The organism is Bacillus salacetis, from assembly GCF_049177075.1.
GTDB classification, from domain to species: domain Bacteria; phylum Bacillota; class Bacilli; order Bacillales; family Bacillaceae_B; genus Rossellomorea; species Rossellomorea salacetis_A.
On the sequence record NZ_CP185377.1, the window covers coordinates 459,157 to 475,249 of the forward strand.

Here is a 16,093-nt window from a genome sequence, read left to right on the forward strand (position 1 = left end):
GAGTATGACCGGCAAAGGCATTATTTATTTAAGGCCATCAAGGATTGTATGATCTTATTCTGATAGAGTCAATTTCTTTTTATTTGAATTCAAAAAGGAATTATACATTACCAGGGACGATTTTGAGTCTGAAATTTTTGTATATAAAAAGAGTAGAACCCAGAATTTTTTTGTTGATGAATCACTATTTCAGTACGCTCCACTTATGGAGGTCTTATATGACAAATCCTATCATACATTGGAGAACGATTTGGTTATTGAGTATGAGGAACTGATGTGGGGTGAGGAGCCTGAATCACAATTGACCAAGAAACGAAGGAAATATCTCGAAATGATCTTTTCGATAAATAATTTGGGCTGAAGGTGGATGCTGTGAATTGGGATCCTATTGATTTTTTAAAATACGTTTAAAATCCTTTATTTCGCTCTCATGCTTGATGGATCGAGCTGATAGAGTATCAGTGACGCGCTGCTGGTCTTCGAGAGTTTCTTTAATTTCATCGGTCTTGGCGTCGATGTGTTTCTCGATTTGTTCAAAGTATGGTCCAAGGCCATTGATAAGGTTATCCTTCAGCTGGTCTTGTCCGACTTTCAATTCTTTTACGTCTTTTTCCAAATTGTCCATTCGTTGGTCCATTTTTTCGAAGCGTTGGTCTACTTGGTCAAAGCGTTGATCCACTTTTTCGAAACGTTGGTCTACTTGGTCAAAGCGTTGATCCACTTTTTCGAAACGTTGGTCTACTTGGTCAAAACGTTGATCCATCTTATCCAATCGTTGATCAATTTTCTCAAAACGCTTGTCCACTTGGTCAAACCGCTTATTCATCTGTTCCATGAACTGCTTTAATAGTTCTTCCATTACTATACCTCCCTTCATTTTTCTATTATATCATGGCTGAGTAGAAGATTTTTAGTTTTACAAAATTTTCTTGGCGGGAGTGGGGGTCTGTGATAGTTTCAAGGAAATGAACGTGGAAAAAAGAGATTGGAAGTGTCTTGAAGGGAAGTCTCAAGGACATAAAGAAGGAAACAGGAGATTGAAAGTGTCTTGAGGAAGGGTCTCAAGGACATGAACCTGGGAAAATGGTAATGAAAGTGTCTTGAGGAAGAGCCTTCAGGACAATAAAAAATACTCATTTCGTAAAGAATCAAGAAAGGGGAAATGCATAATGAAACAAATCAATCAATATATCGATTCCGTATTCAATACTCAGGATGAGATTCTGGAGGGGGTTCTTTTATCGATCAAAGAAAATGGGATGCCGTCGATTTCGGTATCTCCTTCATCCGGAAAGCTCCTTACGATGCTCATTTCCATTACAGGGGCTAAGAATGTCCTGGAAATAGGGGCGCTTGGGGGCTACAGCGGAATCTGCCTTGCGAGGGGATTCGGAAGTGAAGGAAAGCTGACATCACTGGAGCTGGAGGATAAATACGCGGAACTCGCTCATCGCAATCTCACAAAAGCAGGCTTCGGTAACCAGGTAACCTATATTACGGGTGAAGCTTTGGTAAGTCTTGAAAAACTGGCGGAGGAGCAGAAGAAATACGATTTCTTTTTTATCGATGCGGACAAAGGGAATTATGAAAATTATTTGGAGTCCTGCATCAGGATTGCGGAACCTGGTGCCTTGATTGTTGCGGACAATGTCCTTGCCGGCGGAAGTGTCGCGGACCCCGCTATTGAGCCTAAGCATTCAACGGAGTTCATGAAAAAATTCAATGAAACGGCCGCAAGCCATCCTAAGCTGGAATCCATTCTCATTCCAATCGGCGATGGATTGACGGTCTCACGAGTAAAAGCGTAACCCACAAAGCTCCCGGCATCCAGCTGCCAGGGGCTTTTTCCTTTTTGGGGAGCCTGGAAATCACTGTTACTACTCTTGAAAGAAATCCATATATATAGAAGTAAAAGGTAACGGGAGTAGATGGGATGGAGAAACAAAACAGTAATTTCAGATGGGTGATCTTTGCTTCCGTATTATTTACGTATTTGATTATGGCAAGCCAGCGGACCGCACCTGGCTTGATCACCGACAGGCTGATGGAGGATTTCGGTGTCACGGCAGCGACGATCGGATTAGTGACAAGTATCCAATTTTTTGTCTACACCGGTTTGCAGATTCCGATGGGTATTTTAGCTGACCGTTATGGACCGAATATTTTTCTTATCATCGGGACTGCACTCACTGGTGTGGGAACGCTCATTTACAGCTTGAGTACGCATGAAGTCGTCCTGTTTTTTGCCCGCATTCTTACAGGGATTGGAGATGCGACCATCTGGGTTAACATGATATTGGTACTGAGCCTCTGGTTTAACGAAAGGGAGTTTACACGGTTGATTGGGGTTGCGGGAATGACAGGGAGCCTGGGGTTCCTGTTGGCAACCGTTCCATTCTCTTCTCTGATTGTCGCGCTTGATTGGCGGGGAGCATTTCTGTTGGCAGGTTTGTTGTTATGCCTGTGCAGCTTTTCCCTTTATTTTGTACTTGTGAAAAAAACAAAGCAGCCGCTGTATGTAAAAAACAGCTTACAGAATGAAAGAATACCAGCTTTAGTTCGAAGAATCCTCTCGAACCGGCAGGCATGGGCATTGTTCTTGTGTCACTTCGGGATTGTCGGAGGATATATAGGGTTCATCGGTTCATGGGCTGTGCCTTATGGAATGGATGTATACGGGATGACCCGGCTGGAAGCCAGCCAGCTCATTATGATCAGCCTGGTAGGGGCGCTTATCGGGGCGCCTCTGATAGGCTGGATTTCCAGCTGGTTGGGAGCCATTAAACGGCCCTATATTGTGTTTCATATTTTCGTTCTATTGTGCTGGGCTGCATTTCTTGTATTTGAAGGGCAGCCGCCTGGTTACCTGCTGGTTACGCTGTTTTTTGCCATTGGATTCGGGTTCGGATCCAATTCCTTAACCTTCGCAGCGGTCCGGCAGACGTTTCCTGTTACAGAATCCGGCATCGTCACCGGGTTTGCAAATACGGGAGGATTTCTAAGCGCCGTCCTGCTGCCGGCTGTTTTTGGATTAATACTGGATCAATTTAATGGTTACTATTTTGGCTTCCTCGTCCCGGTGATCTTTTCCGCGTTCGGTGTGCTTGGCGTGATGATGGTTAAGGAGAAGAGTCGGGAGGCGGAGCTGGAATAGAGGGGACATTCCACCACCAACCAATCCCTACCGTGTTTGTTTCCTCCAAGAAGTGGTAAACATAAGATGGATTCTTTGTTTTCAAGGAGGAACAAATCATGTCTGAACATAAGGAAATGCCAAAAGAAACAGGTTTAATTGAAAATTATCGCCTTCTCAAGGAAGGCTATCAATATATCATGAACCGGAGCGATAAGTACGACACTCCCGTTTTTGAGACCAGTCTTTTAGGAGATGCCGCTATTTGTTTGACTGGAAAAGAAGCGGCGGAGCTTTTTTATGACAATGAACGGTTCAAACGGGAAAGTGCGGCTCCTAAGTTTGCACAGAAAACCCTGTTCGGTGAGGGCGGTGTCCAGGGACTGGACGGTGATGAGCATCGGAACCGGAAGGCGATGTTCATGTCCATGATGTCGAAGGGCGCTCTTGAAGAAGCCCAGTCAATCTTTGCTCGGAAGTGGGACCGCTATAGCAAGAGGTGGGAACAGGAGGATGAGATCGTCCTTTATGAGGAAGTGAAGAAAATGCTTGCGGAAACCGCTTTTGACTGGACTGGGGTGCCGCTTGAACAGGGCCGTCTGGAAGAGTGGACTGACGAACTTAGCGACATGTTTGAAGGCGCGGCGGACTTTGGTTTGAAGCACTTCCAGGCACGGAGATCCCGTTCCAAAACGGAAGAGTGGCTTGAAGAATTAGTGGAAAGGGTCCGCAAAAACGACATTCACCCGGATGAACAGCGGGCGCTTTATCAGTTTTCATTCCATAAGGATCTTAATGGGGAATTACTGGAGCCGAAGGTTGTGGCAGTTGAACTCTTGAACTTGCTGCGCCCGATTACCGCCATTTCTGTCTATGCGGATTTCACGGCCCTGGCTGTTCATGAGTATCCAGAGGAAGCGGAAAAAGTGAAAAGCGGCGGAAAGGATGAACAGCAGCATTTCATCCAGGAAGTGCGCCGTTATTATCCGTTTTTCCCATTTGCCGCTGCGCGTGTGAAAAAGGATTTCGAGTGGAAGGGCTTTATGTTTAAAAAAGACACCCTGACGCTGCTTGATTTATATGGCACGAACCATCATCCGCAGCTGTGGGACCAGCCCGATACATTTGATCCTGATCGCTTTGCCTCCTGGTCCGGAAGCCCGTTTGATTTTATCCCTCAGGGCGGGGGAGAGTACGATATCGGACACCGCTGTGCGGGAGAGTGGATGACGCTTGACCTTCTCAGGGTGACCGTTGACTACCTGGTGAATCATCTGAGCTACACCGTTCCAGAGCAGAATTTGAGCTACAGCATGAACGACATTCCGAGTCTGCCCGAGAGTAAATTGAAACTTCGGAACGTGAGAAGGAAATAACGTGCAAAAGGCCGCCAACGACAAGAGGCGGCCTGTTTTTGCGGAGTGAACCTTCCCCTCAAAAAATAAGCGGAGAAATTCCTCTTATTTAGAAAAAAACATTGAAAATAGGGTGAATAGAGGGAAATATTCCCTCTATTCACCCCGACACATATGAAAATTAGTAATTTTTCTCTGATTAAAGGGAATATTTCCGCTTATATACCCCGAAACGGGCACCCTGCACCAGTTTAACGGGAATATCTCCCCTTATTTTCATCACCCTAGACCCCAATACCGGGACAAGGAACCTGTCCCTCCGTCCCTACCGCATATTCGACAACCCTTTATTAATAAAGTTATGAAGGATCTCCGCCATTTCCTTCGGGGTCTTGTTCTGCCCGTTATCGAGCCAATTTTTGGTTACATAGATGCTGCCGCTGACGATGAAGAGGTTGATGTATTCGTAGGTTTCCTCGTCCATTTTCATGTCGGTGATCCAGTCTTTGAAGATGAATTGCTGGGTGATCTTCATGCCCTTTTTCTGAAAGTGGATATCGGTGTTCTCACTTAGAAGGGTTTGGCACACTTCACTGTTTTCCGCTATGAATTCAAAGAATTTTTCGGTCATCTGCAGGGCGTCATCATCTTTTGAAAAATTGTATTGAGTGAGAGTCCGGACCAAATCCTCGATGAACTCTTCTTCTATTGTGTTGAGCAGTTCGTATTGGTTTGAAAAATGGGCATAGTAGGTGGAACGGTTGATGTCCGCCTTCTCGCAGATTTCCTTGATCGTGATGCTGGAAATCGGCTTCTTCTGCAGCAGCTCCATCAAGCTTTCTTTTAAAACCATACGGGTATACTGCTTTCTTCGATCCATTTTTGAACTCATCATCCGTAGTCCTTTCCTTCACACTATTTTCACAAAGTTACCCAACATAAAATGAATATCTGTTGTGTACTGTACATTATATAAGCAACTGTTTGTTGAATATCCAACACGGTGTTTAATATAATGATAAAGTGTAAATCGGAAAGATACAAGAGAGGATGAAAAATGATAAATATCGCATCACGTATTATAAAACATAAAAAAGCTGTTTTGATTGCCTTCGTCCTTATCACGGTACTCTCAACAGCTGCGCAATTCTTTGTATCGGTCAACTACAATATGGTCGATTACTTACCGGAGGATGCCCAGTCGACACAGGCGATGGACATCATGGAAGAGGAATTTACGGGGGATGTTCCGGATACCCGGGTCATGGTCACCGGTGTCACCATACAGGAAGCCCTGGATTATAAAAAACAAATAGAAGACATTGACGGAGTCTCGAGTGTCATGTGGCTCGACGATATGGTCGATTTAAAGAAACCGCTCGAAATAGCAGATGAAGAGACGGTGGAAAACTATTATAAAGATAAGAATGCGCTCTTCTCGATCAGTGTGGAGAGTGGAGAAGAAGTGGAAGTCACTGATGCTGTTTATGAAATCATCGGTGAAGACGGCGCCATTGCGGGAGAGGCCATCAATACAGCAAGCTCGCAAAAGATGGCAGGCTCAGAATCGATGTATGCGGCGATGCTGCTGGTGCCGATCATCATCCTGATCCTGGTCGTCTCGACAACATCTTGGATAGAGCCGCTGTTCTTCCTGACGGCGATCGGTGTGTCCGTTTTGATCAACTTAGGAACGAACATTTTCATCGGGGAAGTTTCATTTGTCACCCAGTCGGTTGCACCGATTTTACAGCTGGCCGTGTCGCTGGATTACGCAGTATTCCTGCTTCATAGTTTTTCAGATTACAGGAAAACGACCAGCAGTCCGGAAGAGGCGATGGAGCTCGCCATGAAGAAATCCTTCCCGGCAATTGTGGCGAGTGCGGCGACGACTTTTTTTGGATTTATCGCCCTGACGTTCATGAAATTTGAAATCGGCTCGGATCTTGGGTTGAACCTTGTAAAAGGGATCATCCTGAGTTTCATCAGTGTCATGGTATTCCTGCCTGCATTGACGCTCGTTTTTTATAAATGGATGGACAAAACGAAGCATAAGGACTTTGTGCCGAGCTTCAAGGGTATCGGCAATAAAGTGATGAAGGTGAAGTATCCTGTCCTGATTCTTGTCGCCGCGATCATTGTTCCCGCCTTCCTGGCACAGACCAATACGTCGTTTATTTATGGAACAGGTACGCAGCCCGAAGATACAAGGGTTGGAAGCGACGCGAAAATCATTAATCAAACGTTTGGTGAAACAACGCCGATCGTTCTGCTGGTCCCTAAAGGGGATGCGGCGAAAGAAGCGGAGCTTGTGGATGACCTGGAAGCAATGGATTATGTGACAGGGGTCATGGCGTATGCCAACCAGGTCGGTGCCGAGATTCCGCCTGAATACCTGGATGAATCGATCACCAAGGAGTTTTATTCAGAAAACTACAGCCGGATCATCATCAACACAAACCAGGGAACAGAAGGAAAGATCCCATTTGAGCTTGTGGAAAACGTGGAAAAAGCAGCTCAGGACTATTATGGAGATGAGGCGCTTGCTTTAGGAGAAAGCGTGACGCTTTATGATATTAAAAACACAGTCAATAAAGACAATGTCGTCGTCAATGTGTTGACGGTGGTGACGATTGCGATTGTCCTGCTGCTAAGCTTTAAATCGATTTCACTGCCAATTGTGCTGCTGATCACGATTGAAACAGCTGTGTGGATCAACTTATCGATCCCTTATTTCACCAGCACATCACTGGTCTTTGTCGGCTACTTGATCGTCAGTACCGTACAGCTGGCCGCGACAGTGGATTACGCGATTCTGTTCACAGAAGAATACAATCACAACCGGAAACAGATGCCTGCAAGAGAAGCGATCGTAAAAACATTGGATGAGAAGACATTCTCGATTTCCATCTCAGCTGCCATTTTGTCGAGTGTCGGTTTCATCCTCTGGATCACATCTTCCAATCCGATTGTCGGATCCATCGGCCTGTTGATGGGAAGAGGGGCGCTGCTCGCGTTCATCATGGTGCTGTTCGCCTTGCCGGCCATGCTTTTGGTATTCGATAAATTGATCAAAAAAACAACCTATAAAGCAAACTACTATGAGGAGAAATGATGATGAGAAAAAAACAATTACAATATACCGCTCTCGCTGCGATGGTCGTCTTGCCTTCATTTCTTAGTCATCCCGCACAGGCTGCAACGGAAGGCAGAGTCGCTTCAAAGGATGAAGTGGTGTATGCCACGCTGAATGCCAGCGGGGAATTGGATAACATCTATGTTGTGAATACCCTTGAGGTTGCAAAAGCCGGCGATGTCCTCGATTACGGGGAGTACAGCAGTGTCAAAAACCTCACTGATCTGACGGATATCACCCAAGAGGGGCAGAAAGTGGAGCTGGAAGCCCCGGAAGGCAAGTTTTATTATCAGGGAAACATGGATAAGGATACGGAGCTGCCTTGGGATGTAACGGTTTCTTATCTGCTCGACGGCAAAAAAGTGAAGCCTGAGGAACTGGCGGGAAAAACCGGTCATCTTGAGATCTCTGTGGATGTAAAAGAAAACAAAGAGGGAGATTCTGTTTTCTATGAAAACTACCTGCTGCAAGTGTCCTTGGCGCTTCCAAACACCTATCAAGGGATTGAGGCACCTGACGGAATGGTCGCCAATGCAGGGAAGAACAAGCAGATCACCTTTACGGTCATGCCCGGGCAAGAGGATACACTCAGCGTCGAAGCAAATGTAAAAGACTTCGAATTCACTGGAGTCGAAATCGCCGCGGTCCCTTCCACACTGCCGATCGATACATCAGAAACAGGGAACATGACAGAAGATATGGCTCAATTATCGGATGGCATCAAGCAGTTGAATGATGGTGTGGCTGAACTCGAGACGGGTGTTTCCGAACTGAATGACGGGACGGCCAGCCTGCAGGACGGGTCGGCAAAATATAAAAATGGAATGAGCGAGTTGAGCGGATCTTCCGCCGGCCTAGTCAATGGTTCAGCTTCCATCCGCAATGCTCTTGCTCAGATCAATCAATCACTCTCAGGACAGTCATCCGAAATGGACCTTTCAAGCTTGAACGAACTTCCTGCTGGCTTGACTCAATTAGCTGGGGGCCTGACGGAAGTTGCCAACGGCCTTTCAACTTTGCAAGAAAACTATGCGGGTGCCTATGCGGCATTGGATGGAGCGATACAGGAAATTCCGGCTGAGCAGGTGTCTCCAGAAGAGATTGCCGCGTTGAAAGAGAGCGGTGCGGACCCTGCCGTAGTTGATAAGCTTGCAGCATCATATGCCGCAGCGCAAAAAGTCAAAGGCACTTATGCTCAGGTAAAAGAAGCTTTTGCAGCGGTTGAGCCGACTCTGGCAAAACTCAGCGGCTCGGTGAGCGAAATGAGCGGCCAGCTGACAACGACTGCTGACAGCATCTCTGCTTCACTCAAAGAAACCGATATGAGCGGACTGACTGAACTGCAAAAAGGCATTGCTTCCCTTTCTGCCAATTACAGCGAATTCCATTCCGGGCTTGTCAGCTATACAGATGGGGTAGGTCAGTTATCGTCATCCTACAGCAAGCTCCATTCAGGAATTGTGGAACTGACCGGCGGCACCAGCGAGCTGGAAGACGGAGTCGGCGAACTGCATGATGGTACCAGCGAATTATATGAAGAAACAAAAAACCTGCCGGGACAAATGCAGGAAGAAATCGATAAAATGATTTCGGAATATGATAAGTCGGATTTCGAGCCGGTATCCTTCGTTTCCGATGAAAACGAAAATGTTTCTTCCGTCCAGTTCGTCATCAAGACAGAAAGCATTGAGATGGAAGAGCAGGAAGTGAAGAAAGCGGAGCCTGAGAAAGAGAAAGGGTTCTGGGAGTTATTGATGGACCTGTTTAAATAAGTTGGGACGGAGGGACAGGTTCCTTGTCCCGGTCCAGTTAGAAATGTAAGACCTGATTCCATTTTGGAATCAGGTCTTTTTAATGGAGATCTCAAGGTGCCAGCAGCGGCTAAGCGTAACAGGGGGGTCAGTCCCCATCGTCACAATATTAATGTATCGCCACCAACTCACAGGCGGAACCGGTCTGCTTCACTTTTCCGTCTTCCATTATGATGATGCGGTCGGCAAGGGCACGGGCATCAGATTGGTCATGTGTCACGAAGATCGAGGTGACTCCTGCTTTTTTAATGATGTCCCGCAGGTCGCTTCTAATTTGAATCTGCAGGTCGGCATCGAGATTGCTGAAAGGCTCATCAAACAGGATCAGGGAAGGGTTCGGCGCGATCGCTCTGGCCAGGGCAACCCTTTGCTGCTGCCCGCCGCTGAGCTCATAAGGATAGCGCTTGGCGTAGTCGGAAAGCCCGACCAGCTCGAGCACTTCCTTTAACCGCATATCTTTTTCTTTTCGGCTCATCTTCCTCAATCCGTATTTCACATTTTTCGCGACCGTCATATGAGGGAAAAGGGCATAGTCCTGGAAAACGAACCCTACTCCGCGTTTCTCCGGCTGAACAAAGTGAGAGCTGCTTGCCATCACCTTCTCATTGATCAGGATGGAGCCGCCCGCCGGGACCTCAAGCCCCGCAATCAATCGGAGAATCGTGCTTTTCCCGCTCCCGCTTTTCCCCAGAATGGAAATGAACTCACCTTTTTCAATGGAGAATGAAATATCATCCAGAGCCAGTTCCTTCGAGTTGCGGTAACGGAAATCGATATTTTTTAATTGAACAAACATCAGTCAGCCTCCTTTTCTAAGATACTGTGAAAAACATAAATGGACACACCGCTGATCAAGATGATGAGAATGGAGGCGAGCGCTGCTTCATGGACCATCTCATCCCCGGCGTATTGAAACGCTTTGGTCGCCAGGGTATAAAAATTGAATGGCTGCAGGATCAAGGTCAAAGGCAGTTCCTTCAGCACCTCGACAAAAACAAGGATGAACCCGCCAAACACGGCACCTTTCACCATTTTGAAGTCAACTCGGAAAAAGGACTGCGTCATGTTCATGCCGAGGAGCCTGGACGCTTCGGTAAAGGTACGCCCGACTTTATCAAAGCCTGCTTCGACAGAGTTATAGCCGATGGCGAGGAAACGGATGATGTAGGCAAAAATCAGCATCGCGATGCTCAAACTGAGAATGACGGAAGGCTGCTGTCCCGCTAATCCATAAAGGTACTTTTGAACTTTATCCAGTTCAAGAAATAATGTTAAAACTCCAATTGCGATGACGGCCCCGGGAATGGAATAGCCGATCAAGGTCGTTTTGGACAGAAGCTTTGGCACGATCCCTTCATGAAGCCTGCTGAAATTGGCAATGATGACGGCGATGACCGTGACAAACGAAGCCGCGGCAAATGCAACGAAAACAGAGTTCCAAATCAACTCAAGGAATTGTTCACTGACAATTAAATCGTAGGTCATCCATAACCACTCAACCAGCTGTAAAAAGGGAATGAGAAAACCAACTGAAAAGACAAGCATGACATAACTGAACATCAGCCAGCCTTTCCAACTCACCAGTTTTGCAGGCTGGATTGGCTTCACCTTCGAGGTGGAATAGCTGAATTTTTTTCGGCCCCTCAATACCTTTTCCAACACAAGCAGCAGAAGGACGATGGACATCAAGATGCCTGCCAGTTTGATGGCTGAGTCAATATCAGCCATTCCAAACCAGGCCTGGAAGATCGCCGTGCTGAAGGTCTGGATACCAAAGAATTTGACCACCCCGTAGTCATTGAGGACCTCGAGGATGACCAGGCTCACGCCTCCGACGACGGCTGTCCTTGAAAGAGGAAGAATGATCCGGAAAAAGAGTTCAAAGGAGCCGCTTCCTAATAGCCTCGCATTCTCGATCAGTGCAGAGGATTGATTTTCAAGGAAGGCCCTCGTGATGATATAAACATAAGGATACAGGAAGATCGTGAAAATGAAGACGGCGCCCTGCATCGTCATAATGTCAAAATATTTTTGGTCCACTTCAACACTGAAAGAGTTTCGCAAAGTCGTTTGGATGATGCCTGTATAATTAAGCATCCCGTTGTACGTGTAAGCCCCGATATATGGTGGAATCGCCAGCGGAAGAATGAGGGCCCATTTGAAGAACCTCCTGAGGGGGAAGTCGTAAACCGAAACGAACCAGGCCAGACTTAACCCGATGAGGACGGAGAACAAACCGGTGAAAAAGATCAGCACCAGCGTATTAGTAATGTAGTTGTTGAGTAAATATTCTTTGATATGGTACCAATTTTCATTTGGTTCCGAGAAAAAATGCACTCCCATCGAAATAACAGGCAGAGCAAGGACAATGAAGAACAACAGGCTCAACACGGCCCAGCTATTCGATTGTCTTTTAATATCACGTATGAGTTTCAATGGCTGCACTTCCTCTATCGAAAATTAGTTTAATAGGATAAAAGTTTTTCAGCCGTATCAATGATTGATACGGCCAAAATGGATATGAGATTATTTCCAGCCAACTTCGTTGAATAGTTTTACAGCATCCGCATTGTTTTCGCCAAGCACAGCCATCGGGATATCCTGTTTCGTGTAATCTCCCCATGCCTTCAATGTTTCGGAAGCTTCAACTTCTGCATTCGCAGGATACTCATTGTTTCCTTCAGCAAAGGCGCCTTGTGCGTCCGTTCCTGTCATGTATTCAAGGAATTTGATTGCGTTATCTTCATTCTTGGCATGCTTCAGCAAGCCTGCTCCGGAGATGTTGAAGTGGGCACCGGTTGTATCCTGATTCGGGAAGAATACGCCAACTTGTTCTGCCACTTTCACTTCTTCAGGATCAGAAGAGTTAAGAAGTCTGCCGACATAATACGTATTGGCAACCGCAACATCGCCTTCACCGGCGACGATTGCTTTTACCTGGTCGGTATCTCCGCCTTTAGGGTCTCTTGCCATGTTTTCCACGATGCCGGCAGCCCATTCTTTTGCTTTTTCTTCTCCATGAAGCTCGATGAATGATGCCATCAGCGACTGATTATAGATGTTTTCAGAAGAGCGGATGAGGACTTTTCCTTTCCACTTTTCATTTGCCAGATCTTCATAGGTTGATAGTTCAGAAGGGTCGACACGGTCTTTTGAATAGACGATGACACGTCCGCGCTGGGTTAACGCCACCCACTTATTATCCGTATCGCGAAGATTCTCAGCGATGTTGCTGTTTACTGTTTCACTTTCAATGCTTTGTAAAAGTCCAGCTTCTTTTGCTTTATGTAAGTTTCCGGCATCTGCCGTGATGAACACGTCACCTTCAGTTGCTTCACCTTCACGCTTCAGGCGTTCCATCAATTCATCGCCTTCACCCTTGATGACGTTGACTTTGATGCCTGTTTCTTCTTCAAAGTTCTTATAGATGGCATCATCTGTATCATAATGGCGGGCAGTGTATACATTCACCACACCTGGATCCGTTTCTTCTTGGTCATTGTTCTTTCCATCATTTCCTGTGTTGTTTGCTGCTTCATTCCCTGCAGTAGAGTTGGAACAAGCTGCAAGAACTCCAAATGTCAGCATAAACGCCAACAGGGTAGTCCATAATGATTTCTTTCTCATACCTTCACCCCTAAATGGTTTTTATTTTGAGAAACTTAATTGATTATGATTCTCAATATCATTTATAAGTGATAACCATTCTCAAGTCAATAGGGTAAGACAAAAAACATTAAGCGTTTTCAAAAATTGGGAAAAAGGGAGGGGATTATCATTTTTAGCAAAATGTGCGCTTTTCTTCCATCATAGCCTGTACCAAAATGGCATTCTAGCATTCTATAAACTAGCAGGAATAATTTTTCTGCAAAAAAGTTTAGGAGGAATAGGAATGAGCAAGGAAAAGAATAACAACGCCAATGACTCTCTAGTATTTGGCAGCTGCAATCGAAATCGAACAGGCGGGGAAGAGGATACTAACTTCCTTCCACAGCGTTTCTGTACGTCCTTTGTGTTGGATGAGGATGTCAATGACGGAGAACTGCTCCTTTTTGCTGCATTGGGAACCAGGGTAGATGCTTCATTTGTTCTGCGCAATACAGGATCCAACCCTTTTGATTATGAGATTGAATACGGCAGCGAAACAGAGACTGGTACCCTCGCTCCTGGATCTTCTATTGTAAGGGTAGTGGAAAATCTTGAGGAGATCTTTGTTGAGATTGCTGAAGAAGATGACGAAACAGCTGAGGGCGAACTCGATATCTTAGTGTTCAACATCGGATAGGGCAGATCAAAGGACCGGAACCCAATTGGGACCGGTCTTTTTTTATGGCTCCCTGGCTCCTTTTAAAAAGGCTGAACCTATGTCCTGGCCTCTTCTTTTGGAGAAAAAACAGATATGTCAACCAATCTTTCAAATCTCATTGACTCTTTAGTTGAAAATGATTATCATTGTTAGTGGAAGAAACAGAATATATAAAAGATTAATATGTAAGGGGTTTTATAAGATGGGAAAAACGTTCAAATCTATGAGTCTATTGCTTTTATCTGGAAGTTTACTGGCGGCTTGCGGAAATGCTGCTTCTAATAATGAAGGTGAGAATACAGAAGTCAGTGCAAGCACCACACCGGCCGCTGTGCTGGAGGAAGAAACAAATGCCTATGAAACATTTGCGAAAGAGCAGCTGGATTCTTTTGTATTGGAGACAGAGAAGTTCGTTGAGGCTGTCAAAGCCGGGGATGTTGAGAAGGCAAAAGAACTTTATGCTCCGGCAAGGATGTACTTTGAACGTTCGGAACCGATTGCCGAGAGTTTCGGTGATTTGGATCCGCGAATCGATGCCCGCCTTGCGGATATCCAGGAAGAAGGCAAGGGAGAAGAAGATTGGTCAGGCTATCACAAGCTTGAATACGCACTTTGGGAAGAAGGGACAACGGCTGGATACGAAGAAGTCGCTGACCAGCTTTTGAAAGATGTGAAAGAGCTTCGCGCGAAAGTGGAAACAGTTGAAGTGACGCCGGACTTGATGATCACGGGATCAGTCGACCTGCTGAATGAGGTTTCAACATCAAAGATCACAGGAGAAGAGGAAATCTACTCCCACACTGACTTATACGACTTCAAGGCAAATGTGGAAGGCGCCGAGAAAATCTTTGAAATATTCAAGAGCAAACTGGAAGAAAAAGACGCTGAGCTGGTTCAAACTTTAGAAGAAAACTTTGCCACATTGGACGGCCTTCTTCAAAAATATGAAGATGGAAATGGCGGATATGTTTCATACGAGAACCTGACAGACGAAGATACAAAAGCACTGTCTGAAGCGGTTGACAGTCTTGGGGAACCGTTGAGCCGTCTGGCAATTGTAATGGAGTGAGGAAAATGAGCAACGAAGATAAATCATTTTTGCAGACACAGATATCGAGGCGGGATGTATTGAAAATCGCCGGTATTGGCAGCGCCGGGGTTCTTCTCGGCGCTTCCGGCCTGACCGGGGTGCTGACAGCTGTCGGAGCCAATCCGTTTGCAGACGATGATCCGACTGCAGTAAATAAGGTGAACTTCTATGGAAAACACCAATCGGGGATCCTGACGAAGAACCCGCAGCATGTTTATTTTGTCTCATTGAATTGTACGGCCAAATCCAAACAGGAACTGAAGGAAATGTTCCAGCTTTGGACCCAGTACAGCGTCAAGCTGATGAATGGACAGCTGGTGGAGCCGAACAGCGCTAACCTGCTGCTGCCGACTGCTGATACAGGGGAATCTGAAGGCCTCGATGCTTCGAACCTGACGCTGACTTACGGAGTGGGCCCGAGCCTATTCGAAAAACCGGAGCTTGGCCTGCAAAGCAAAAAGCCTGCCGAACTGAAGGACCTTCCACATTTTCCAAAAGATCAGCTTGATCCCGAGTATGTCGGGGGAGATATCTGCATACAGGCTTGTGCCGATGATCCGCAGGTAGCGTTCCATGCTGTCCGGAATCTCATCCGCGCCGCCAGGGGTAAAGTGACGATGAGATGGTCGCAGGTTGGATTCAACTCCTACCAGAAAAAAGGAAAGAAAACCATGACACCGAGGAACCTGTTTGCCTTCAAGGACGGCACAGGGAATCCAAATGTCGACAATTCCAAAGATATGAATGACGTTGTCTGGGTACAGCCGGGAGATTCAAAGGGCTGGCTGACCGGGGGTTCTTACCTGGCCGTAAGACGCATTCAAATGCATATCGAAACATGGGACCGGACTTCCCTGCAGGGGCAGGAAGATACGTTTGGCCGCCACCGTGACTCGGGGGCGCCGATCGGAAAGACAGGTGAGTTTGAGGATATGGAAATCGACCGCAAAGAAAATGGGAAGCCTGTTGTTCCGGTAAATTCCCACGTCGCTTTGGCGAAGCAGGTGAAAGACAGGATCCTGCGCCGTTCCTTCTCCTATTCGGACGGCATTCATTCCAAAACAGGAACATTTGATGCGGGGCTTTTGTTCATGTCATTTCAGAAAAATCCAAGTCAATTCATCAATATCCAAAACAGCTTCGGCCGTGTTGATAAGTTGAACGAGTATATCACCCATCGCGGAAGTGCTTTATTCGCCTGCTTCCCGGGTGTAAAAAAAGGCAGCTTCCTTGGAGCTGAGTTATTTAAATAGTTGTTTTCG

General features: G+C 46.2%; 13 protein-coding genes. 8 read left to right on the plus strand and 5 right to left on the minus strand.

Annotated features, from left to right (window positions below; all coding sequences use genetic code 11):
- Positions 1-385: 385 nt before the first annotated feature.
- On the minus strand, positions 386-859 hold the full coding sequence (locus tag ACOJQI_RS02415) for a hypothetical protein (RefSeq protein ID WP_421383194.1): 474 nt from the start codon (positions 857-859) through the stop codon (positions 386-388).
- Positions 860-1,169: 310 nt separating this feature from the next.
- Here ACOJQI_RS02415 and ACOJQI_RS02420 point away from each other — a divergent pair, with 310 nt between their 5' ends.
- The 3 genes from ACOJQI_RS02420 (at position 1,170) to ACOJQI_RS02430 (ending at position 4,509) form a co-directional block, all read left to right on the plus strand.
- Positions 1,170-1,808 carry an O-methyltransferase gene (locus tag ACOJQI_RS02420; RefSeq protein WP_421383196.1) on the plus strand — a complete coding sequence of 213 codons (639 nt, stop codon included), beginning with the start codon at positions 1,170-1,172 and terminating at the stop codon, positions 1,806-1,808.
- 125 nt (positions 1,809-1,933) lie between these two features.
- Positions 1,934-3,154, plus strand: coding sequence for an MFS transporter (locus tag ACOJQI_RS02425; RefSeq protein ID WP_421383198.1), 1,221 nt, complete (start codon positions 1,934-1,936; stop codon positions 3,152-3,154).
- A gap of 98 nt (positions 3,155-3,252) precedes the next feature.
- A complete protein-coding gene (locus tag ACOJQI_RS02430; RefSeq protein WP_421383200.1) occupies positions 3,253-4,509 on the plus strand; it encodes a cytochrome P450 in 1,257 nt (418 codons plus the stop codon).
- A gap of 304 nt (positions 4,510-4,813) precedes the next feature.
- Here ACOJQI_RS02430 and ACOJQI_RS02435 read toward each other — a convergent pair whose 3' ends face one another.
- Positions 4,814-5,383 (minus strand): TetR/AcrR family transcriptional regulator, encoded by a 570-nt coding sequence (locus ACOJQI_RS02435; protein ID WP_421383202.1) that lies wholly within the window; start codon positions 5,381-5,383, stop codon positions 4,814-4,816.
- A 162-nt stretch (positions 5,384-5,545) separates the two neighbouring features.
- Here ACOJQI_RS02435 and ACOJQI_RS02440 point away from each other — a divergent pair, with 162 nt between their 5' ends.
- On the plus strand, positions 5,546-7,603 hold the full coding sequence (locus tag ACOJQI_RS02440) for an efflux RND transporter permease subunit (RefSeq protein ID WP_421383204.1): 2,058 nt from the start codon (positions 5,546-5,548) through the stop codon (positions 7,601-7,603).
- Positions 7,604-7,605: 2 nt separating this feature from the next.
- Positions 7,606-9,396, plus strand: a complete 1,791-nt coding sequence (locus ACOJQI_RS02445; RefSeq protein ID WP_421383206.1) for a YhgE/Pip domain-containing protein — start codon at positions 7,606-7,608, stop codon at positions 9,394-9,396.
- A gap of 148 nt (positions 9,397-9,544) precedes the next feature.
- Here ACOJQI_RS02445 and ACOJQI_RS02450 read toward each other — a convergent pair whose 3' ends face one another.
- From ACOJQI_RS02450 to ACOJQI_RS02460, 3 genes are all read right to left on the minus strand, one after another.
- Positions 9,545-10,231, minus strand: a complete 687-nt coding sequence (locus tag ACOJQI_RS02450) for an ABC transporter ATP-binding protein (RefSeq protein WP_421383208.1) — start codon at positions 10,229-10,231, stop codon at positions 9,545-9,547.
- Positions 10,231-11,778, minus strand: a complete 1,548-nt coding sequence (locus tag ACOJQI_RS02455; protein ID WP_421385376.1) for an ABC transporter permease — start codon at positions 11,776-11,778, stop codon at positions 10,231-10,233. The genes ACOJQI_RS02450 and ACOJQI_RS02455 overlap by 1 nt, the downstream gene beginning before the upstream one ends.
- A gap of 183 nt (positions 11,779-11,961) precedes the next feature.
- Positions 11,962-13,062, minus strand: coding sequence for a Fe(3+) ABC transporter substrate-binding protein (locus ACOJQI_RS02460; protein WP_421383210.1), 1,101 nt, complete (start codon positions 13,060-13,062; stop codon positions 11,962-11,964).
- Between the two features lie 265 nt (positions 13,063-13,327).
- Between ACOJQI_RS02460 and ACOJQI_RS02465 the strand changes: the two genes are divergently transcribed.
- The 3 genes from ACOJQI_RS02465 (at position 13,328) to efeB (ending at position 16,084) form a co-directional block, all read left to right on the plus strand.
- Positions 13,328-13,720, plus strand: a complete 393-nt coding sequence (locus tag ACOJQI_RS02465; RefSeq protein WP_421383212.1) for a hypothetical protein — start codon at positions 13,328-13,330, stop codon at positions 13,718-13,720.
- A 223-nt stretch (positions 13,721-13,943) separates the two neighbouring features.
- The gene (gene efeO, locus ACOJQI_RS02470) at positions 13,944-14,810 is read left to right on the plus strand and encodes an iron uptake system protein EfeO (RefSeq protein ID WP_421383214.1); all 867 of its coding nucleotides are present in this window, start codon (positions 13,944-13,946) and stop codon (positions 14,808-14,810) included.
- Between the two features lie 5 nt (positions 14,811-14,815).
- Complete coding sequence (efeB, locus tag ACOJQI_RS02475) at positions 14,816-16,084, plus strand: iron uptake transporter deferrochelatase/peroxidase subunit (protein ID WP_421383216.1); 1,269 nt, start codon at positions 14,816-14,818, stop codon at positions 16,082-16,084.
- Positions 16,085-16,093: the final 9 nt, after the last annotated feature.

What these genes read in the sequence shown, in the direction of transcription:
- ACOJQI_RS02425 (WP_421383198.1), top strand. Translation starts at nt 1,934, where the DNA reads ATGGAGAAACAAAACAGTAATTTCAGATGGGTGATCTTTGCTTCCGTA.
- ACOJQI_RS02430 (WP_421383200.1), top strand. Translation starts at nt 3,253, where the DNA reads ATGTCTGAACATAAGGAAATGCCAAAAGAAACAGGTTTAATTGAAAAT.
- efeB (WP_421383216.1), top strand. Translation starts at nt 14,816, where the DNA reads ATGAGCAACGAAGATAAATCATTTTTGCAGACACAGATATCGAGGCGG.
- ACOJQI_RS02420 (WP_421383196.1), top strand. Translation starts at nt 1,170, where the DNA reads ATGAAACAAATCAATCAATATATCGATTCCGTATTCAATACTCAGGAT.
- efeO (WP_421383214.1), top strand. Translation starts at nt 13,944, where the DNA reads ATGGGAAAAACGTTCAAATCTATGAGTCTATTGCTTTTATCTGGAAGT.
- ACOJQI_RS02440 (WP_421383204.1), top strand. Translation starts at nt 5,546, where the DNA reads ATGATAAATATCGCATCACGTATTATAAAACATAAAAAAGCTGTTTTG.
- ACOJQI_RS02415 (WP_421383194.1), bottom strand. Translation starts at nt 859, where the DNA reads ATGGAAGAACTATTAAAGCAGTTCATGGAACAGATGAATAAGCGGTTT.
- ACOJQI_RS02435 (WP_421383202.1), bottom strand. Translation starts at nt 5,383, where the DNA reads ATGATGAGTTCAAAAATGGATCGAAGAAAGCAGTATACCCGTATGGTT.
- ACOJQI_RS02455 (WP_421385376.1), bottom strand. Translation starts at nt 11,778, where the DNA reads ATGGGAGTGCATTTTTTCTCGGAACCAAATGAAAATTGGTACCATATC.
- ACOJQI_RS02450 (WP_421383208.1), bottom strand. Translation starts at nt 10,231, where the DNA reads ATGTTTGTTCAATTAAAAAATATCGATTTCCGTTACCGCAACTCGAAG.
- ACOJQI_RS02465 (WP_421383212.1), top strand. Translation starts at nt 13,328, where the DNA reads ATGAGCAAGGAAAAGAATAACAACGCCAATGACTCTCTAGTATTTGGC.
- ACOJQI_RS02460 (WP_421383210.1), bottom strand. Translation starts at nt 13,062, where the DNA reads ATGAGAAAGAAATCATTATGGACTACCCTGTTGGCGTTTATGCTGACA.
- ACOJQI_RS02445 (WP_421383206.1), top strand. Translation starts at nt 7,606, where the DNA reads ATGAGAAAAAAACAATTACAATATACCGCTCTCGCTGCGATGGTCGTC.